The 19,074-nt window shown below is 72.2% G+C and carries 21 protein-coding genes; 13 read left to right on the plus strand and 8 right to left on the minus strand.

The genetic code is table 11. The features are described 5' to 3' along the window. Nucleotides 1-80: 80 nt before the first annotated feature. A complete protein-coding gene (locus AB0M03_RS16025; RefSeq protein ID WP_363492103.1) occupies nucleotides 81-323 on the minus strand; it encodes a chaplin in 243 nt (80 codons plus the stop codon). Between the two features lie 302 nt (nucleotides 324-625). Continuing rightward, nucleotides 626-868, minus strand: coding sequence for a chaplin (locus AB0M03_RS16030; RefSeq protein WP_363492105.1), 243 nt, complete (start codon nucleotides 866-868; stop codon nucleotides 626-628). Between the two features lie 334 nt (nucleotides 869-1,202). Between AB0M03_RS16030 and AB0M03_RS16035 the strand changes: the two genes are divergently transcribed. From AB0M03_RS16035 to AB0M03_RS16045, 3 genes are all read left to right on the plus strand, one after another. Next, entirely contained in the window at nucleotides 1,203-1,442 is a 240-nt protein-coding gene (locus AB0M03_RS16035; protein WP_363492106.1) for a chaplin, read from the plus strand. Between the two features lie 201 nt (nucleotides 1,443-1,643). Continuing rightward, nucleotides 1,644-2,873 (plus strand): serpin family protein, encoded by a 1,230-nt coding sequence (locus AB0M03_RS16040; RefSeq protein ID WP_363492107.1) that lies wholly within the window; start codon nucleotides 1,644-1,646, stop codon nucleotides 2,871-2,873. Between the two features lie 75 nt (nucleotides 2,874-2,948). Then, nucleotides 2,949-3,710 carry a Clp protease N-terminal domain-containing protein gene (locus AB0M03_RS16045; RefSeq protein WP_363492108.1) on the plus strand — a complete coding sequence of 254 codons (762 nt, stop codon included), beginning with the start codon at nucleotides 2,949-2,951 and terminating at the stop codon, nucleotides 3,708-3,710. A gap of 97 nt (nucleotides 3,711-3,807) precedes the next feature. Here AB0M03_RS16045 and AB0M03_RS16050 read toward each other — a convergent pair whose 3' ends face one another. Continuing rightward, nucleotides 3,808-4,296, minus strand: a complete 489-nt coding sequence (locus tag AB0M03_RS16050) for a hypothetical protein (protein ID WP_363492109.1) — start codon at nucleotides 4,294-4,296, stop codon at nucleotides 3,808-3,810. 496 nt (nucleotides 4,297-4,792) lie between these two features. Between AB0M03_RS16050 and hemL the strand changes: the two genes are divergently transcribed. The 7 genes from hemL to AB0M03_RS16085 all read left to right on the plus strand — a co-directional run bounded on the left by hemL (nucleotide 4,793) and on the right by AB0M03_RS16085 (nucleotide 11,797). Beyond that, entirely contained in the window at nucleotides 4,793-6,169 is a 1,377-nt protein-coding gene (hemL, locus tag AB0M03_RS16055; protein ID WP_363492170.1) for a glutamate-1-semialdehyde 2,1-aminomutase, read from the plus strand. Between the two features lie 26 nt (nucleotides 6,170-6,195). Beyond that, nucleotides 6,196-6,843 carry a histidine phosphatase family protein gene (locus tag AB0M03_RS16060; protein ID WP_363492171.1) on the plus strand — a complete coding sequence of 216 codons (648 nt, stop codon included), beginning with the start codon at nucleotides 6,196-6,198 and terminating at the stop codon, nucleotides 6,841-6,843. 188 nt (nucleotides 6,844-7,031) lie between these two features. Beyond that, the gene (locus tag AB0M03_RS16065) at nucleotides 7,032-7,631 is read left to right on the plus strand and encodes a TlpA disulfide reductase family protein (protein ID WP_363492110.1); all 600 of its coding nucleotides are present in this window, start codon (nucleotides 7,032-7,034) and stop codon (nucleotides 7,629-7,631) included. Beyond that, nucleotides 7,628-8,398 carry a cytochrome c biogenesis protein CcdA gene (locus AB0M03_RS16070; protein ID WP_363492111.1) on the plus strand — a complete coding sequence of 257 codons (771 nt, stop codon included), beginning with the start codon at nucleotides 7,628-7,630 and terminating at the stop codon, nucleotides 8,396-8,398. Before AB0M03_RS16065 ends, AB0M03_RS16070 begins: the two co-directional genes overlap by 4 nt. Nucleotides 8,399-8,400: 2 nt before the next feature. Further along, the gene (locus AB0M03_RS16075; protein WP_363492113.1) at nucleotides 8,401-10,116 is read left to right on the plus strand and encodes a cytochrome c biogenesis protein ResB; all 1,716 of its coding nucleotides are present in this window, start codon (nucleotides 8,401-8,403) and stop codon (nucleotides 10,114-10,116) included. Between the two features lie 3 nt (nucleotides 10,117-10,119). Continuing rightward, on the plus strand, nucleotides 10,120-11,256 hold the full coding sequence (gene ccsB, locus AB0M03_RS16080) for a c-type cytochrome biogenesis protein CcsB (protein ID WP_363492114.1): 1,137 nt from the start codon (nucleotides 10,120-10,122) through the stop codon (nucleotides 11,254-11,256). 136 nt (nucleotides 11,257-11,392) lie between these two features. Then, entirely contained in the window at nucleotides 11,393-11,797 is a 405-nt protein-coding gene (locus tag AB0M03_RS16085; protein ID WP_363492115.1) for a hypothetical protein, read from the plus strand. Nucleotides 11,798-11,862: 65 nt separating this feature from the next. On the opposite strand, the gene AB0M03_RS16090 is transcribed toward AB0M03_RS16085, so the two are convergent. The 3 genes from AB0M03_RS16090 to AB0M03_RS16100 all read right to left on the minus strand — a co-directional run bounded on the left by AB0M03_RS16090 (nucleotide 11,863) and on the right by AB0M03_RS16100 (nucleotide 14,533). Next, nucleotides 11,863-12,072, minus strand: a complete 210-nt coding sequence (locus AB0M03_RS16090) for an acyl-CoA carboxylase subunit epsilon (RefSeq protein WP_363492117.1) — start codon at nucleotides 12,070-12,072, stop codon at nucleotides 11,863-11,865. 58 nt (nucleotides 12,073-12,130) lie between these two features. Next, the gene (locus AB0M03_RS16095; RefSeq protein ID WP_363492118.1) at nucleotides 12,131-13,732 is read right to left on the minus strand and encodes an acyl-CoA carboxylase subunit beta; all 1,602 of its coding nucleotides are present in this window, start codon (nucleotides 13,730-13,732) and stop codon (nucleotides 12,131-12,133) included. Between the two features lie 387 nt (nucleotides 13,733-14,119). Next, entirely contained in the window at nucleotides 14,120-14,533 is a 414-nt protein-coding gene (locus AB0M03_RS16100) for a PLD nuclease N-terminal domain-containing protein (RefSeq protein WP_363492119.1), read from the minus strand. 78 nt (nucleotides 14,534-14,611) lie between these two features. Between AB0M03_RS16100 and AB0M03_RS16105 the strand changes: the two genes are divergently transcribed. The 3 genes from AB0M03_RS16105 to AB0M03_RS16115 all read left to right on the plus strand — a co-directional run bounded on the left by AB0M03_RS16105 (nucleotide 14,612) and on the right by AB0M03_RS16115 (nucleotide 17,522). Beyond that, nucleotides 14,612-16,069 carry a menaquinone biosynthesis decarboxylase gene (locus AB0M03_RS16105; RefSeq protein WP_363492120.1) on the plus strand — a complete coding sequence of 486 codons (1,458 nt, stop codon included), beginning with the start codon at nucleotides 14,612-14,614 and terminating at the stop codon, nucleotides 16,067-16,069. After that, entirely contained in the window at nucleotides 16,066-16,965 is a 900-nt protein-coding gene (mqnP, locus tag AB0M03_RS16110) for a menaquinone biosynthesis prenyltransferase MqnP (protein WP_363492121.1), read from the plus strand. The genes AB0M03_RS16105 and mqnP overlap by 4 nt, the downstream gene beginning before the upstream one ends. Before the next feature lie 170 nt (nucleotides 16,966-17,135). Further along, nucleotides 17,136-17,522, plus strand: coding sequence for a VOC family protein (locus tag AB0M03_RS16115; RefSeq protein WP_363492122.1), 387 nt, complete (start codon nucleotides 17,136-17,138; stop codon nucleotides 17,520-17,522). Nucleotides 17,523-17,543: 21 nt separating this feature from the next. Here AB0M03_RS16115 and AB0M03_RS16120 read toward each other — a convergent pair whose 3' ends face one another. Continuing rightward, nucleotides 17,544-18,260, minus strand: a complete 717-nt coding sequence (locus tag AB0M03_RS16120) for an MOSC N-terminal beta barrel domain-containing protein (RefSeq protein ID WP_363492123.1) — start codon at nucleotides 18,258-18,260, stop codon at nucleotides 17,544-17,546. A 52-nt stretch (nucleotides 18,261-18,312) separates the two neighbouring features. Continuing rightward, the gene (locus AB0M03_RS16125) at nucleotides 18,313-19,053 is read right to left on the minus strand and encodes a cyclase family protein (RefSeq protein ID WP_363492124.1); all 741 of its coding nucleotides are present in this window, start codon (nucleotides 19,051-19,053) and stop codon (nucleotides 18,313-18,315) included. Nucleotides 19,054-19,074: the final 21 nt, after the last annotated feature.

A 19,074-nucleotide genomic window follows, 5' to 3' on the forward strand; every position in this document is an offset into this window, starting at 1 on the left:
CTCCTAATCACACACGGGGAGGATGCGCCGCACCCGGCAGGGCCGGATGCGGCGCGGAGACGGCGTCAGCCGCCGCTGTTTCAGCCGGCGTTGGCGCAGGAGTTGCCGAACGCCGGGTTCAGGGCGCCGATCACGTTGACGGTGTTGCCGCAGACGTTGACCGGGACGTGCACCGGGACCTGGACGAGGTTGCCGGACAGCACACCCGGGGAGCCGGAGGCGACGCCCTCGGCCCCGGAGCTGGCGGCGGCGACACCGGCGCCGGAGGCGACCAGGCCGGCGGCGGCGACGGTGAGGACAGCAGCCTTCTTGAACGTGCGCATGGGATTGTTCCTTCGGTTCGTGCCCGGCCTTCCGTGGCCGGAGGGCGGGCGCCGGGCGAACAGGTGTCACCGCCCGGCATTTCCTGGATGCTCCGTGCTGGTTGCTCCGCAGCCCGATCGGCGTGGATCGCCCGTGGCTCGGGCGGGCCGTCGGCCGCGTTCGTTCGTGCGCCCCGCCACCGTGTCCCGCACGGTGGGGACTTGGCGGCACCGGGCGCTGCCAGGAGGTCGCCGGAGGGCTCCCCCTGGGAGTCGTGGGCCGGCCCGCGGGCCGGATGGCGGCCGCAGGGCGGCCGTCGGGGTCAGGCGTTGGCGCAGGCGTTGCCGAACGCGGGGTTCAGCAGGCCGATCACGTTCACGGTGTTGCCGCAGACGTTGACCGGGACGTGCACCGGGACCTGGACGAGGTTGCCCGAGAGCACGCCGGGGGAGCCGGCCGCGACGCCCTCGGCCGTCGCGCCCGAGGCGGACGCGGCGGCGGCGCCGCCGAGCAGCACGGCCGCTGAGGCAACGGTGCCGAACACGCCGTAGGCGATCTTGCGCATGGTGCAGTCTCTTTCTGTTCGCTTGTCCCGCATCGGGGTGCGCCGCGGGCCGGTGGGGCGCCGCGGGCCCGCTCGGGCGGGTGGGTCCGGCACGGCCGGGGAGGCCCCGGGCCGCACCGGTGGAGCCGGTACGCAGGGAAGAACGACGGCGGCCGCCCGGGGAAACGGGCCGATCCCACGATCACCCGAATGCCTTCACTACTGCGTCCGGGTGAATGTCACGGTCGGTTCGGTACCGCACCGAGCAGACCTCGTTGGGCCCGGTGCACGTCCCGTGCCCTTCCGTGCCGAGCCTGTGCGGCCCATGGAAGAACCGAACAACGAGGAGACTCAAATGAGCGTCAAGAAGGCCGCCGCTGTCGGCGCCGCCGTCGTGGGCATCGTCGCTGCCGGTGCCGGCACCGCCATGGCGAGCAGCGGCGCCGAGGGTGTCGCGGCCGGTTCCCCGGGCGTCGCCTCGGGCAACAGCATCCAGGTTCCGGTGCACGTGCCCGTCAACCTGTGCGGCAACTCGATCGACGTCATCGGCCTGCTGAACCCGGCGTTCGGCAACTCCTGCGCCAACGTCGGCTGACCGGGCCCCGAGCCCGCCGGCCGTCCACCGGTCGATTCCGCACCGTTCGGGCCGCCGCCCCCGTCCCCTCCTCCTGGGACGCGGGCCGGCGGCCCGTTGCGTTCCCCGCCGGGGCGGTTGCGGTGTACGGGAAATCCGCTGGCCGGGGCAGCAGCGCGGGCCTAGGCTGCGGCGGACCACTGGTGCTGCAGGGCGGGGAGCATGCTTTCGAACACGACCGTACGGGCCGTCAATTCGCTGACCGAGCGCTGGGCGGGCCGCGTCCCCACCGAGGGCGGCACCGTGTTCACCGCGGCCGGGCTGTGGCCGCTGCTCGCCGCGCTCGCCTCCGGGGCGGACGGCGTCGCGGGCAAGGAGCTCGCGGACGCGCTCGGGGTGCCGGCTGCGGACGCGGCCGAGCGCTCCCGCGAACTCCTCGCCGCCCTGGGAAGGCTGCCCGGCGTCGCGGCCGCCGTCGGGCTGTGGACCGCGCCGGGGCTGCGGGTCTCCCCGGACTGGACGGCCGGGCTCCCGGCCCATGTGCACCAGCCGCTCGAAGGCTCCGACATCCAGGCCCGGTTGGACGCCTGGGCCTCCCGTCACACTGACGGGCAGATCGACGCCTTCCCGTTGGAGGTCGTGCCCGGCACCGCGCTGCTGCTCGCCGCGGCGCTGGCCGTCCGCACCGACTGGATACGCCCGTTCAGGCCGGGTTCTCTCGATGTCGGGACGGGGCCGTGGGCCGGGCGGGAATTCGCCGGCCTGTACCGGACGACCTCCCTGCTGGATCGGGTCGCGGTTGCGGAGACGCCGACGGGCAGGGTCTCCGAACTGCGGGTGCTCGGCGGCAACGGCATCGACGTCCATCTGCTGGTCGGTGAGCAGGACGCCCGTTCGGGAGAGGTGCTCTCCGGCGGCCTCGGCATCCTCGCGGGCCGGCACCGCCGGGTGACCGGCGACCTGCTGCCGTACGGCGAGGCGGGCCCGGGAGTCCTGGTCCTGGCATCGCGCAGCTCCGTCCCGGAGCACGAACTCTTCGCCCACGTCGCACGCTTCACGGTGCAGGCGCAGCACGACCTGCTGGCGGACGCCGCCTGTTTCGGGCTGGAGACGGTCTCCCTGCAGGAACCCGACGGCAGCGGCCACCTCCCGGGGATCTGTGCGGACCCGCCGCTCGTGGTCGAGGCGGCCGCCCAGGCCGCGACCGCGAGCTTCGGTGCCCTGGGCTTCCGTGCCGCCGCGGTCTCCGCCGTCGCGACCGCTGTGGGGGCGGCGATGTCACCGCCGTACCGGGTGCGCCGGGTGCTGTTCACCACGGACCGTCCGTTCGGCTTCCTCGCCGTGCACCGCACCTCCCGGCTGGTCCTGGCCTCCGGCTGGGTGGACACCCCCGACGCCTTCGACCGGGCGGAGCTGTGGGGCCCGCAGGACGAGGAGGAGCCGTGGGGCTGAGCCCCGTACCGCCGATGCCGCCGCCACTGTCAACCAAGGGTTGACACCCCAGGGGTGTCAACCTATGGTTGACGCATGGTGAACCCCGTGCAGATGACCAATCCCGTACGGCTCGACGACCTCATCGCGGCCATCAAGAAGGTCCACACCGACGCGCTCGACCAGCTCGCCGACGCGGTGCTCGCCGCGGACCACCTCGGCGAGATCGCCGACCACCTGATCGGCCACTTCGTGGACCAGGCCCGCCGTTCCGGCGCGTCCTGGACGGACATCGGCCGGAGCATGGGGGTGACCCGGCAGGCCGCCCAGAAGCGCTTCGTGCCCAAGGACCCGGGCGCGGGCGGCCCCGCCGACCTCGACCCGGGCCAGGGCTTCAACCGCTTCACCGACCGGGCCCGCAACGTCGTCATGGCGGCGCAGAACGAGGCCCGCGCGGCGGGCAACGCCGAGATCGCCCCCGAGCACCTGGCCCTGGGCCTGCTCGCCGAGCCGGAGGGCTTCGCGGTCCAGGCCCTCCTCGCCCAGCGCGTCACCCCGGAGGCCCTGCGCGAGGCCCTCTCGGCCGCCCTGCCGCCGGCCGGCGGGGAGCTGCCCGACCTGATCCCGTACGACGCCCGCGCCCGCAAGGCGCTGGAGCTGACCTTCCGTCAGGCGCTGCGGCTGGGGCACAACTACGTCGGCACCGAGCACGTCCTGCTCGCGCTCCTGGAGCTGGAGGACGGCGAAGGTCCGCTCTCCGGCCTCGGGGTCGACCGTGCCGCGGCCGAGACCCTGATCGCCGAGGCCCTCGCCGCCTTCGCGGCGGCCCGCATCCAGGACCCGCCCGCGCAGGGCTGACCCCGCACCGGCTCCGCAGGACACCGCACGGACACCGACCGCCCCCGGCCTGCAGGCCGGGGGCGGTCGGTGGTGTCCGAGGGGGCGGAGCCCCGCCTCAGGGCCAGACCAGGCAGTACAGCTGGTGGCCGGCGTCGTGCAGGCGGTTGGCGAAGTCCTGCCACTCGTGGAGCATCTGGTAGATCACGAAGGCGTCGCGCGGACCGCGCCGGTCCGGCACGGTCGACCAGATGAAGGCCGCGGCGCCGAGCTGGGTCTCGTCCGCCTTGCGGAGCGGTTCGACCACGTTGTGCGGCAGCTGGACGACCGCGTAGTCGGGGTGCAGGACGACCAGCTCCAGCGGCGGGACCTGGTGCAGGGGGACGCCCTGGATGCCGGTGAGGACCATGGCGCTCATGGTCTCCGGTTTGATCTTGGTGGAGAGGTGCCCGTTCAGCGAGCCGCTGGTCTCCATGAGGTCGCCCAGCCGCCCCAGGGCACCGAGCTCGCCGGCCTCCAGGCCGAGGCCGCCCGGCCCGAGCGCGGTGGGGACTCTCGCCGCGGTGGCCCGGTCGGGTGCGCCGAAGTACTTGTAGGTGACTCCCACGCGTCCCTCGCCCCGCCTTTCCCTGCCGCCTGTACCCGTACCCCCGTGCGCGGCCTCCGCGGAGGGACGGGGGCCACCCGTGGCCTCCTCGAAGCCGTCCTGCGCCTCGGACACTCGGACCATCCTCACCGGAATTCGCCGGAATCGACAGACCCCCACACGCCCGGTGTCCTTCCGAACGTGCCACTTACCCGTCTTGTGCCGCCGTACACACTGCTTTGTCCGCATCGCCCAACGGCCGCGTCGTAGCGGCCTGCCTGGCACGGTCCGAGCGGTCGCCCCCCGGCGTCCCTCGGCCCGATCCCGGGACGTGCGTCCCGCTGTGCCCCCGGACCCACGGCTCTCGGCCGGAATCCTTCGCGACGGTCGCACGGACAACCGTACCGTCCGAACCCCCGGTCAAGGCAGCAGCACACGGATCATCGTTCCAGATGATCGGGTCCGGCATGCATTGGGCAAGGACACGATTTGAGAGCATGTTCTGGTGACCAACCCCGTGAGCAACCCCGAGAGCCGGTCCGAGAGCGCCCCGCGGACCGGCCTTCCCAGCTATCCGTACGAGGCTCCGCAGTCCCTGGAGCTGTTCGAGCGCGCCTCCGTCGTGACCCCCGGTGGCGTGAACTCGCCAGTCCGCGCCTTCCGCGCGGTCGGCGGCACGCCGCGCTTCATGGTGTCCGGCAGCGGCCCCTGGCTGACCGACGCCGACGGCCGCGAGTACGTCGACCTGGTCTGCTCGTGGGGTCCGATGATCCTGGGCCACGCGCACCCGGCGGTGATCGAGGCGGTGCAGCAGGCGGTCGGCCGCGGCACCTCCTTCGGCACCCCCGGTCAGGGCGAGGTCGAGCTGGCCGAGGAGATCACCGCCCGGGTGGCGCCGGTGGAGCAGGTCCGCCTGGTCTCCAGCGGCACCGAGGCCACCATGTCGGCGATCCGGCTGGCCCGCGGCTTCACCGGCCGCTCCAAGATCGTGAAGTTCGCCGGCTGCTACCACGGCCACGTCGACGCGCTGCTGGCCGCGGCCGGCTCCGGCGTGGCGACCTTCGCGCTGCCGGACACCCCGGGCGTCACCGGCGCCCAGGCCGGCGACACCATCGTGCTGCCCTACAACGACCTCGACGCCGTCCGGCAGGCCTTCGCCGCCCACCCCGGCGAGATCGCCTGCGTGATCACCGAGGCCTCGCCCGGCAACATGGGCGTCGTCCCGCCGCTGCCCGGCTTCAACCGGGGCCTGGCCGAGCTCTGCCGGGCCGACGGCGCGCTCTTCATCTCCGACGAGGTGATGACCGGCTTCCGCGTCTCCAAGGCCGGCTGGTACGGCCTGGAGGCCGCCCGGGAGGGCTGGGCGCCGGACCTCCTCACCTTCGGCAAGGTCATGGGCGGCGGCTTCCCGGCCGCGGCCTTCGGCGGCCGCGCCGACGTCATGGCGTACCTGGCCCCGGCCGGGCCGGTCTACCAGGCGGGCACGCTGTCCGGCAACCCGATCGCCACCGCCGCCGGCCTCGCCCAGCTGCGCCACTGCACCGACGAGGTGTACGCCGCCGTGGACCGGGTCGCCGAGCAGGTCTCCGGCCTGGTCACCGAGGCGCTCGCCAAGGAGGGCGTGGCGCACCGGCTGCAGAAGGCCGGGAACATGTTCTCGGTGTTCTTCACCGAGGAGCAGGTGAACGACTACGACGCGGCCCGCCGCCAGCAGGCGTTCCGCTTCAACGGCTTCTTCCACTCGATGCTGTCCCAGGGCGTCTACCTGCCGCCCTCGGCGTTCGAGTCCTGGTTCGTCTCGTCCTCCCACGACGAGCGGGCGATCGAGCGGATCGCCGCCGCCCTGCCCGCCGCCGCGCGGGCCGCCGCCGAGGCCACCGAGGAGGCCGCGTGACCAGCGAGACCACCGTCGTCCACCTGATGCGCCACGGAGAGGTGCACAACCCGGAGGGCATCCTCTACGGGCGCCTCCCCGGCTACCACCTCTCCGAGCTCGGCCGGCAGATGGCCGACCGGGTCGCCGAGCACCTCGCCGACCGGGACATCACCCACGTGGTGGCCTCGCCGCTGGAGCGCGCCCAGGAGACCGCCGAGCCGATCGGCAAGGCGCACGGCCTGGAGGTGGCCGTCGACGAGCGGCTGATCGAGGCGGACAACATCTTCCAGGGCAAGACCTTCGGCGTCGGCGACGGCTCGCTGAAGAACCCGGGCTACTGGAAGCACCTGACCAACCCGTTCAAGCCCTCCTGGGGCGAGCCGTACATCGAGCAGGTCGTGCGGATGATGGGCGCGCTCGCCGCGGCCCGGGACGCCGCGCGCGGGCACGAGGCGGTCTGCGTCAGCCACCAGCTGCCGATCTGGATCGTCCGCTCCTTCGCCGAGCGCCGCCGCCTGTGGCACGACCCGCGCAACCGGCAGTGCTCGCTGGCCTCGCTGACCAGCTTCACCTACGAGGGCGACCGGATCGTCTCGATCGGCTACCGGGAGCCCGCCCGGGACCTGCTGCCGGCCCACCTGGTCGGCAAGGGCGGCAAGGACAAGCCGGTCGGCAAGAGCTTCGGCGCCTGAGACCTTCCACGGTCTCCCGCCGGCCCCGCGCGAGCCCTTGCCGGCACCCTCCCGAGTGACCGCCGCCACAGCGGCGAAATGCCCGGGCTAAGGGGATCATAAGTACAGAAACTGCAGGTCAGAGGGGGTTCGATACCTAACGTCGGACCCCCTCAAACCTGCCCAAAGTCCCATGCGAAACTTTTCACATGTCTGGGACGACCCGCCGCCGCGCCCGCCTCGCCGCCACCCTCGGCGCGGCCGCCGCGCTCGCACTGACCGCCTGCAGCAGCTCCGGCACATCCGGCGGAGACGGGCAGGCCGGCTTCATCACCGGCAAGGCCGGCATCGCCACCGCGAGCCCGGCGGAGCGGAAGGCGGCGCCGGACATCACCGGCAAGACCCTCGACGGCAAGCCCGTGTCGCTCTCCGACCACAAGGGCAAGGTCGTCGTCCTCAACATCTGGGGCTCCTGGTGCGGCCCCTGCCGGGCGGAGGGCAAGAACCTCCAGGAGGTCTCGGAGAAGTACCGGTCGCAGGGCGTCCAGTTCCTCGGCATCAACACCCGGGACGTCAACCCGGCGAACGCCGTCCGCTTCGAGCAGCAGACCGGCATCACCTACCCGAGCCTGTACGACCCGGACGGCACCCAGATCCTGCGCTTCCCCAAGGGCAGCCTGAACCCGCAGTCCATCCCGACCACCATCGTGGTCGACCGCGAGGGCCGGCTCGCCGCCCGGGCGATGCGCGCGCTCTCCACCGAGGACCTGGAGAAGATGATCACTCCGGTCCTCGCGGAGCAGAAGTGAGCGCGCTCGCGGCGTTCGGCACCAACGAGACGGTGTTCAGCGGGGCCCTCGTGCTCGCGCTGCCGATCGCCCTCGCCGCCGGGCTGGTCTCCTTCTTCTCGCCCTGCGTGCTGCCGCTCGTCCCCGGCTACCTCTCCTACGTGACGGGGCTGTCCGCCGCCGACCTCGCGGACGCGAAGGGCGCCCGGCGCGGCCGGATGCTCCTCGGCTCCGCGCTGTTCGTGCTCGGCTTCACCGCCGTCTTCGTCTCCGGCGGGGCGCTGTTCGGCGAGTTCGGCCGGACGCTCCAGGAGCACCAGCGGGCGATCGACATCGTGATGGGCGTGGTGACGATCGTCATGGGCCTCGCCTTCATGGGCCTGCTGCCCGGCCTCAGCATGCGCGAGGTGCGCACCCACCGCCGCCCGGCGGTCGGCCTGCTCGGCGCACCGCTGCTGGGCATCGTGTTCGGCGTCGGCTGGACGCCCTGCATCGGCCCGACGCTGTCGTCGATCCTGACCCTCTCGATCGACCAGGCCAGCGCGGGACGCGGCGCGCTCCTGATGTCCGTCTACTGCATCGGCCTCGGCGTACCGTTCGTCCTGGCCGCGCTCGCCTTCCGCAGGGCGCTCGGTGCCTTCGGCTGGGTCAAGCGGCACTACCAGGGGGTGATGCGGCTCGGCGGCGGCATGCTCGTCGTGGTCGGCCTGCTCCTGGTGACCGGAGCCTGGTCGGAGCTGGTCAACAACCTGCAGGTCCTCACCAACGACGTCACGATCGGAATCTGACCGTGGGCGACACCAAGACCCTGACCACCGAGGGCGGCGAGCTCGACGCCGAGCGCCTCAGCACCGCCCCCGAGGAGTCGGAGGCCCCGGTCGGCATCGGCGTCCTCGGCTGGTTCCGCTGGATGTGGCGCCAGCTGACCTCGATGCGGGTCGCGCTGATCCTGCTCTTCCTGCTCTCGCTGGCGGCGATCCCCGGCTCCCTGATCCCGCAGAACAGCCAGAACGCCTTCAAGGTGCAGACCTGGAAGGCCGCCCACCAGGGCATCACCCCGCTCTACGAGAAGCTCCAGCTGTTCGACGTCTACAGCTCGGTCTGGTTCTCGGCGATCTACATCCTGCTGTTCGTCTCGCTGGCCGGCTGCATCGTCCCGCGCACCTGGCAGTTCGTCGGCGTGCTGCGGGCCCAGCCGCCGGCCGCCCCGCGCAACCTCACCCGGATGCCGGTGTACGCGGCCTGGCGCACCGACGCCGACCCCGAGGCGGTCAACGCCGCCGCGCACCGGTTGCTGCGCAAGCGCCGCTTCCGCGCGAACCTCGCCGGCGGCGCGGTCGCCGCGGAGAAGGGCTACCTGCGCGAGGTCGGCAACCTGCTCTTCCACTTCTCGCTGTTCGCCCTGCTGGCCGGCTTCGCCTGGGCGAGCCTGGCGAGCGGGCAGGGCGGCAAGCTGGTGATCGAGGGCCAGGGCTTCTCCAACACCACCACCCAGCTCGACGACTTCACCGGCTCCGCCTTCTACAGCACCGACGACCTGGACGCCTTCGGCTTCAAGCTGGACGGCTTCACCGCCCGCTACCAGACCAGCGGCGAGCAGATCGGCAGTGCCCGCGAGTTCACCGCCCACATCCGGTACTGGACGGGCACCGCCTCCGACAAGCTGACCAAGGGCTCCATCCAGGTCAACCACCCGCTGGAGATCGGCGACTCCAAGGTCTTCCTGATCGGCCACGGCTACGCACCGGTGGTCACCGTGAAGAACGCCGAGGGCGAGGTCGTCTACACCGGACCGACGCCGTTCCTGCCGCAGGACAGCAACCTCACCTCGACCGGCGTGATCAAGGTCAGCGACTACGGCGAGAAGGACGGCAAGCGCACCCAGCTCGGCTTCAACGGCTACTTCCTGCCGACCGCGCCGGTGAACTTCGAGAAGACCGGCCCGATCTCGCTCTTCCCGGACGCCGCCGAGCCGATGCTGGTGCTCACCGCGTTCGCCGGCGACCTGGGCACCGACTCCGGCCTGCCGCAGAACGTCTACCAGCTCGACCAGAGCCACATGACCCAGCTGAAGCAGGACGGCGACATCGCCCGCGTCCGCCTCAAGCCGGGCCAGGGCTGGGAGCTGCCGGACGGCTACGGCACCGTCACCTTCGACGGCTACCAGCAGTGGGCCAGCTTCAACGTCTCGCACCGCCCGGGCAACGCCGTGGCGCTCCTCGGCGCGGTCTGCGCGATCCTCGGCCTGATCGGCTCGCTCTTCGTGCAGCGCCGCCGGATCTGGGTCCGCGCCACCACCTCGCCGGACGGCGCCACCCTGGTCGAGCTGGCGGGCCTGGCCCGCAGCGAGTCCGCCCGCACGGCCGAGGAGCTCGCCGAGTTCGCGGTCGAGCTCCAGGACGACGCCCCGGCCCTCGACGACGTGGCGGACGCCGGCGCCGCCGGGCCCGATCCTGCCGACACCCCCGTACCGGCAACCCCCGCAGACCCGGACTCCAAGGAGTAGACGGTGAATCTCGCCTCGGTCGACCCGCAGCTGGCCGACCTCTCCAACAAGCTGATCTACTCGGCGATGGCCGTGTACACCCTCGCGATGTTCGCCCACCTCTTCGAGTGGACGTTCGGCAGCAAGGGCGCGATCGCCGTCCGCTCGGCCGAGCAGTCCGGCGGTCTGGCCGAGACCCTCGCCGCCGCGGAGGAGTCCGCCAAGGCCGCCCGCAAGGTCACCGTGACGGTGGCCTCCGCGGACGGCGGCACCACCACGCTCACCCGCACCGCGCTCGCCGACGCCGGCGCCACCGTGGTCACCAGCGGCCGCGGCGACGGCGCCCCGGGCGACGGCCCGGGTGCCGCGGGCACCAGCGAGAAGGGCGACCTGGCGGGCCGGATCGCCGTCTCGCTGACCGTGCTCGGCGCCCTGCTGCACGCCGGCGGCGTGATCACCCGCGGCCTGTCGGTGATGCGCTGGCCGTGGGGCAACATGTACGAGTTCTCGTGCGCCTTCGGCCTCACCATGATCCTCGCCTACCTGGGCCTGCTGGCCTCCCGCAAGCAGGTCCGCTGGCTGGGCCTGCCGGTGGTGCTGGCCGTGCTGCTGACCCTGGGCGTGGCCGTCTCGGTGCTCTACACCGACTCCGAGCAGCTCGTTCCCGCCCTGCACTCGTACTGGCTGGGCATCCACGTCTCCACCGCGATCATCTGCGGCGGCGCGCTGTACGCGGCCTTCGTGGCCACCGTCCTCTACCTGGGCAAGGACTCCTACGAGCGGCGCGTGGAGGCCGGCCTGCCCGGCGGCCCGCTGGGCACCCCGGCCTCCGTCTGGGACCGGCTGCCCGCCGCGGCGACCCTCGACAAGCTGTCGTACCGGATCAACGCGCTGGTCTTCCCGCTGTGGACGTTCACCATCATCGCCGGCGCGATCTGGGCCGAGGCCGCCTGGGGCAAGTACTGGGAGTGGGACCCGAAGGAGACCTGGTCCTTCATCACCTGGGTCGCCTACGCCGCGTACCTGCACGCCCGGGCGACCGCCGGATGGAGGGGCCGAAAGGCGGCCTATCTGGCCCTGTTGGCCTTCGCCTGCTGGCTGTTCAACTACTACGGCGTCAACATCTTCGTCACCGGCAAGCACTCGTACGCCGGCGTCTGAACCGCCGTCGGGCCCGTACGGGCGGCGGTCGGCATCCGGCCGCCGCCGTGCGGGGACCGTTCCATCGAAGAACCGTGAGGGATCACCCGTCCGGTCGTTGACCAGGACGTCCGAAAAGCCGCGAGGAGGGGCCGCCATGGAGAGCGACGAGGTCATGTTGACCGTACGGATCACCGCGGGGGAGAGAGCACTGCTCCGGCGGCTCGCCCAGGGCCATCACAGCGACGTCTCCGAGGTCGTCGCCGACGGCCTGCTGGACATCCTGCCGACGCTGCACTGTGCCCCGGACGCCTACCGCCTGCTGGCCGCGCTGCGGCCGCCCGCGCCCTGCGCGCAGACCGTCTGGCTGCCCGCCGAGCTCGCCGACCTGCTCGGCCCGGCGGTCGGCCGGATCGCCCAGACCACCGGTGTCCGGCTCGGCTCGTCCTGCATCATGCTGGGCGGCGCCGTGCGGCTCTGGCTCGGCCAGGACCCGCAACTGCTCGCCGAGCACCTCTCCACCATGCACGAGGGCCGTCCGGCCGCCCTGGCGGCCGCGTAGCACCCCCTGCAACGCAGTCCGGGCCTCCCGCACGGTGCGACCGTGCCGGAGGCCCGAAGTGTTCGTCAGGCCGCCTGCTGCCAGCTGACGGGGGAGTAGTACGCCGGGCGGCGCTCCAGGCGCTGCCAGCTGGCGATCGGCTCGACCGCCGGGGCGGACGCGGCCTGCTGGGCGGCCGCGGCACGGGCCAGCAGCACCGCGGTGACGGCGGCCAGCTCCTCGTCGGTCAGCGAGCCGCGGACGATGCGGACAAGGGGTTCGGCGGAAGCGCTCATGGTCCTTGTTTCTCCCCCATGGTGAAGTCTGACGGGTTCCGAACGGCGTAAGAACCGGTTACATCGGCGGGTTGCCGTGCTTGCGGCTGGGCAGGTCGGCGTGCTTGGTGCGGAGCATGGCGAGCGAGGCGGCGAGGACCTGGCGGGTCTCGGCCGGGTCGATGACGTCGTCGACGAGGCCGCGTTCGGCCGCGTAGTACGGGTGCATCAGCTCGCTCTTGTATTCCTTGATCTTCTGGGCGCGCATCGCCTCGGGGTCCTCGGCGGCGGCGATGTCGCGGCGGAAGATGACGTTGGCGGCGCCCTCGGCGCCCATCACGGCGATCTCGTTGGTCGGCCAGGCGAAGGACAGGTCCGCGCCGATGGAGCGGGAGTCCATCACGATGTAGGCACCGCCGTAGGCCTTGCGCAGGATCAGCGAGATCCGCGGTACGGTCGCGTTGCAGTACGCGTACAGCAGCTTGGCGCCGTGCCGGATGATGCCGCCGTGCTCCTGGTCGACGCCGGGCAGGAAGCCGGGGACGTCGAGCAGGGTGACGATCGGGATGTTGAAGGCGTCGCACATCTGCACGAACCGCGCGGCCTTCTCGGAGGCGTTGATGTCCAGCACGCCGGCCAGCGACTGCGGCTGGTTGGCGATCAGGCCCACCACGTGGCCGTCGATCCGGGCCAGCGCGACGATCACGTTGGTCGCCCAACGCTCGTGGACCTCGAGGTACTCGCCGTGGTCGACGACCTCCTCGATCACCTTGCGCATGTCGTACGGGCGGTTGCCGTCCGCCGGCACCAGGTCCAGCAGGCCGTCGTTGCGGCGCTCGACCGGGTCGTCGGTGGCGCTCGCCGGCGGCATCTCCCGATTGTTCTGCGGCAGCAGCGACAGCAGGTAGCGGACCTCCTCGATGCAGGACTGCTCGTCGTCGTAGACGAAGTGCGAGACGCCGGAGACCGCGGAGTGCACGTCGGCGCCGCCGAGCCCGTTCTGGGTGATCTTCTCGCCGGTGACCGCCTGCACCACGTCCGGGCCGGTGATGAACATCTGCGAGGTCTCGCGGACCATGAACACGAAGTCCGTCAGGGCCGGCGAGTAGGCCGCACCGCCCGCGCACGGGCCGAGCATCACCGAGATCTGCGGGATCACCCCGGACGCCTTGGTGTTGCGCTGGAAGATGCCGCCGTAGCCGGCCAGTGCGGTGACGCCCTCCTGGATGCGGGCGCCGGCGCCGTCGTTCAGCGACACCAGCGGAGCACCCGCCGCGATCGCCATGTCCATGATCTTGTGGATCTTCTGCGCATGGGCCTCGCCCAGCGCACCACCGAAGATCCGGAAGTCGTGCGCGTAGACGAACACCGTCCGCCCGTGCACCGTGCCCCAGCCGACCACCACACCGTCGGTGTGCGGCTTCTTCGCCTCCAGCCCGAAACCCTGCGCACGGTGCCGCCGCAACGGCTCCACCTCACGGAACGAGCCCTCGTCCAACAACAGCTCGATCCGCTCCCGCGCCGTCAGCTTGCCCTTCGCATGCTGCGCCTCGGTCGCCTTCTCGCTCGGACCCCGCCGGACCCGCTCCCGGAGCTCGTGCAGCTCGGCCACCCGCCCGCGCGCATCGGCCGGGATCGCGGGGATCTCTTCGCCGACCGGCGCATCGTGCAGAACCGTCATCTCGAACCACTCCAAGTGTGAGGGAACTGTCCGGCAGGCGGCCTGCGATACGCGGCTGCTGCTGCGGCGAACACTTCTTCACCTACGACACTACGAGGGAGGGCCGCCGCCTCTCGGCGTCGATTCCGTACAAGGTCGGGCCCCAGAAGCTGTGCAGGGCGCACAGTTCCGACTGTTTCCGCGGCGGGTCGCGGGGTCCTGGCCCGGCAACCCGCAGGGGTCGTCACAGGGGGTGGTCGGGGTGCCGATTCGGCAGGTCAGGCCGGGTGGCCGGACGGCCGCGGCAACAGTGCACCCCGGGCCGCGGGGCGGGCCGGGGGTGTGGGGTTCCTGCGGTGCGCGGCCGCCGGAGGGCGCTCGGATGGTAGGGAAGCGCCAAAATCGGGATCAGCCGCGCGGGTCGTCCTCCGACTCGTCCTTTCGGCGCAGTTCCTCCTCGCGCCGGCGCAGGTCGGACTCCCACTGCTTGAGCATGTCCTCGTGGTTCTTGTTGTCCTTCTTCAGGGACGCCAGGAACTCCGGGTCGTCGTCCGGGGCGACGAAGCGCCGCTGCGGCCGCTCGTACTCGGGGTAGCCCGCCGTGGGGCCGGACGGCCACGGGACGGCCCGGCCGCGGGAGCGCGCGCGGTTGCGCCCGGCCACCAGCCAGGCGATCGACCCGACCAGCGGGAAGAGCAGCACGATGATCACCCACGCCACCTTGGGGAGGTGGCGGACGTCCTCCTCCGGGGTGGTCAGGCAATCGATGAACGCCCACACCCACAGCGCGAGCACGAGCAGCGGCGGCACAACTCTCAACACGGCGACGGTCTCCCCCGGAACGGCGAACAGGGCCCCTCTTGGCGGGGCCAGGGTAACCGGTACCGGATACTGACAGGCATGGCATACGACGATCTCCGCTCATTCCTCCGCGCCCTGGAGCGCGAGGGCGACCTCAAGCGGATCAAGACCGAGGTGGACCCGTACCTGGAGATCGGGGAGATCGTCGACCGGGTCCAGAAGGCCAAGGGCCCGGCGCTGCTCTTCGAGAACGTCAAGGGCTCCTCGATGCCGCTGGCCATGAACGTCTTCGGCACCGAGCGCCGCCTCGCCAAGTCCCTCGGCCTGAAGTCCCCCGACGACATCGCGGAGAAGATCGCCGGCCTGCTCAGGCCCGAGCTGCCGCAGGGCTTCACCGGCTTCCGGGACGCCTTCGGCAAGCTCGCCTCCATGGCGCACGTGCCGCCGAAGCACGTGAAGTCCGGCGACGCGCCGGTGCAGGAGGTCGTCCTCACCGGCGAGGACGTCGACCTGGACCGGCTGCCCGCCCTCTTCACCTGGCCGCTGGACGGCGGCTCCTTCTTCAACCTGGGCCTGACCCACACCAAGGACCCGGACACCGGCATCCGCAACCTGGGCCTCTACCGCCTGCAGCGCCACGACCGGCGCACCATCGGCATGCACTGGCAGATCCACAAGGACAGCCGCAACCACGCGGCCGTCGCCGCCAAGCGCGGCGAGCGGCTGCCCGTCGCGATCGCCTTCGGCTGCCCGCCCGCGGTGACCTACGCGGCGACCGCACCGCTGCCCGGCGACATCGACGAGTACCTCTTCGCCGGCTTCGTCGCCGGTGAGCGGGTGAAGATGGTCGACTGCAAGACCGTCCCGCTGCAGGTGCCGGCCGACGCCGAGGTCGTCCTGGAGGGCTGGCTGGAGCCCGGCGTGATGCTGCCGGAGGGCCCGTTCGGCGACCACACCGGCTTCTACACCCCGCAGGAGCCCTTCCCGGCGCTGACCATCGACTGCGTCACCATGCGCCGCCGCCCGATCCTGCAGTCGATCGTCGTCGGCCGGCCGCCCACCGAGGACGGGCCGCTCGGCAAGTTCACCGAGCGGTTCTTCCTGCCGCTGCTGAAGGTGATCATCCCGGACATCGTCGACTACGACCTGCCCGAGGCCGGCGGCTTCCACAACTGCGTGATCGTCTCGATCGACAAGAAGTACCCCAAGCACGCCCAGAAGGTCATGCACGCCATCTGGGGCGCCCACATGATGTCGCTCACCAAGCTGATCATCGTGGTGGACGCCGACTGCGACGTGCACGACTACCAGGAGGTCGCCTGGCGGGCGCTCGGCAACACCGACTACAGCCGCGACCTGACCGTCGTCGAAGGCCCGGTCGACCACCTCGACCACGCCTCCTACCAGCAGTTCTGGGGCGGCAAGGCCGGCATCGACGCCACCCGCAAGCTGCCCGAGGAGGGCTACACCCGCGACGGCGGGTGGCCCGAGATGGTCTCCTCCGACCCGGAGACCGCCGCCCTGGTGACCAAGCGCTGGAAGGAGTACGGCCTGTGACCACGGCCGCGTTCGAGGTCCCGCCCGGCAAGGTCAAGTCCTTCCTGCGGCTGGTGATGATCGAGCACTCGGTGTTCGCCCTGCCGTTCGCCTACATCGCCGCACTCACCGCGATGTTCCTCGCGGACAGCCGGGTGCACTGGGGCGAACTGTTCATCGTCACCGTCTGCATGGTCGGCCTGCGGACCTTCGCGATGGCCGCCAACCGCATCATCGACCGCGAGATCGACGCCCGGAACCCGCGGACGGCCGGCCGCGAGCTGGTCACCGGGGCCGTCTCGCTGCGCACCGCGTACGTTGGCTCCGGTGTCGCACTGGTGGTCTTCCTCGGTGCCGCCGCCCTGCTCAACCCGCTGTGCCTGGCGCTCGCCCCGGTCGCCGTCGTCCCGATGGTCGTCTACCCGTACGGCAAGCGGTTCACCGACTTCCCGCACGCCATCCTCGGCCTCGCCCAGGCCGCCGGCCCGATCGGCGCCTGGCTGGCCGTCACCGGCACCTGGTCCTGGGACGCCGTCGTCCTCGGCCTCGCCGTCGGCATCTGGATCGGCGGGTTCGACCTGATCTTCGCCTGCCAGGACGTCGCCGCCGACCGCGCCGACGGCGTCCGGTCGGTGCCGGCCCGGTTCGGGGTGCCGGCCGCCCTGTACGGGGCCCGGGTCTGCCACGTGATCACCGCGGGCCTGCTCGCCTGGTACGCCGTCCTCACCGACGCCGGCCCGGCCTTCTGGACGGGTCTGCTGGTCGTCGCCGGCGCCTTCCTCTACGAGCACTCCATCGTCAAGCCCGGCGACCTCTCGCGCCTCAACCGAGCCTTCTTCACCACCAACGGCTTCGTCGGCATCTCCCTCTTCGCCTTCGCCCTCCTCGACCTGGTCCTCCGGGGCCTGACCATCTGAGAGGTCGACCACCAGGGGCGCGGTCAACGGCGCGGGGCGGGAGGGCACACGATCGGCCCCTCCCGCCCCGCGCAGTTCCCCGCGCCCCTGGTGGGGTTGATCTCAGTGCACCCGGTCGCGGGATCATGGAAGGTGCACGAGCCGTCGCAACCCCCGAGGAGTGGTCACCGATGATCGGCAAGCTGCAGTGCGTGGTGCTCGACTGCCACTACCCGGCCGGGCTGGCGCACTTCTACGCCGCCGTGCTGGGCGGCGAGATCGACCGCCCGGACCCCCGCTGGTCGCTGGACGCCCAGTGGTCGACCGTGCACACCCCGGACGGCATGGTGCTGGGCTTCCAGCGGGTCGACGACTACCGGCCGCCGATGTGGCCCGACCCGGCCCATCCGCAGCAGCTGCACCTGGACATCGACGTCGAGGACCTCGACGCGGCGGAGGAGAAGGTGGTGGCGCTGGGCGCGGTGCTGAAGGCCTCCGAGTCGGGCTGGCGGGTGTACGTGGACCCGGCGGGCCACCCGTTCTGCCTGGTCGGCCCGCCCGGCGGCGACGCGGCCTAGCCGTCCCCGCCGGCAGGGATGTCAGCCGGCCGACAGCACCAGCGGGTCGCCGACCTGCAGTCGGCCGGGGCGGGCGACGGTGGCCAGTGCGTCCAGCCGGTTGTCGTGGCCGCGGGCGACCGCCCGCAGGATCTCCGCAGCGTGCGGCAGCCCGGGCTGGGGAGCGCCGACCATCACGCAGCGCTCGCTGGAGCGGACGAAGGCCAGCCGTACGCCGTCGCCGAAGCGGCCCTCGCGGCCGAACCAGCTGTCCTCGACGAAGGGCGGGGTGCCCGGCGGGGTGCGGAGCAGGACGTTGGGGCGGAAGCGGCGCTCGTCGACGGCGGCGGCCGGGGCCGCGGCGCGTACCCAGTCGAGGGTGGCGGTGGTGAGCACCGAGACCGGCAGCTGGTCGAAGTGCGAGACGGCGTCCTCCCGGGCGAGGGTGACGTCCGGGCGTTCGAGGTAGGCCTGCAGGAAGGCGTCCGGGTCCTCGACGGGGCCGCCGAGCGGGTCGAGGAGCTCCGGGGCGTCGATCCGCTGGCCGAGCCGGGAGGAGAGCCGCAACAGGCCGCCCATCCGGCGGAAGCGGCGGGTGTTCTTGCCGGAGCCGAACCGGCCGGCGCCGTCGCGGACGGCGTAGAGCCGGTCGCCGGCGAGGCCGCGCCCGTCCACCTCGACGGCGTCGAGGAGTTCGCCGCCGGTGGACTTCACCGGGTAGCGCCAGATGCGCTCCACGACACCGGAGATCTCTGCCATGGCGGGAGCCTATCCGGCGGCCGGATCGTGGTCTAGACCTATTGGCGGTTCGTCAGTCGATCCGGGCGACCGCCCGCACCGGGGCGCCGTCCGCCGCCGCCAGCCGCAGCGGGAAGAGCGACACCTCCACCGCCGCCCCCGCCTCCCGGGCCGCCAGCAGCGGCGTCAGGTCGGTGAGGTTCTCGGCGATCACCCCGCCGTCCGGCCGGCCCAGCAGCACCCGGTGCGCGGCCAGCGTCGGCTCCTCCTGCGCCGGGTCGTGCTCGTCCGCCAGCTCCGCGAGGAGGGCCGCCACCGCGGGGTCGGCCGGCCCGGGCTCCGGGGTGCGGTCCACCGACAGCGCGTCCACGCCGACCGTGCGCACCCCCGCCGCGACGATCGCCTCCGCGGCCTCCCGGGTCAGGTACGGGTGGGCCAGGTACCGGTCGGTGCCCCAGTACCGGGGCCAGCCGGTCGCCAGCAGCAGTACGGCGCCCGGCGTGCACTCCGCGAGGGCGGGAGCTAGCTGATCGGCCGTCACCGCCGTCCGCGGCTCCAGGCCGCGCAGGTCCGCCACCACCGCCGGGCCGGTGAACAGCTCCAGCGGCAGCCCGTCCAGGGTCGGCCAGGTGACGTCCACGTGGTACGGGGCGTCGACGTGCGTCCCGGCCTGTGAACCCAGGTGCAGCGCCAGCACGTTGACCCCGGAGGTGTCCGTGGTCAGGGCGGGCCGCAGCTCCACCTCCGGATCGCCGGGGTAGACCGGCATCCCGGTGGTGATCGGGTGGGTGAGGTCGATCAGCGTCGGCGCCATGCCGTCCATCCTGCCCCGCCC

Source organism: Kitasatospora sp. NPDC051914, from assembly GCF_040680995.1.
In the GTDB taxonomy this organism is placed as follows: Bacteria; Actinomycetota; Actinomycetes; order Streptomycetales; family Streptomycetaceae; genus Kitasatospora.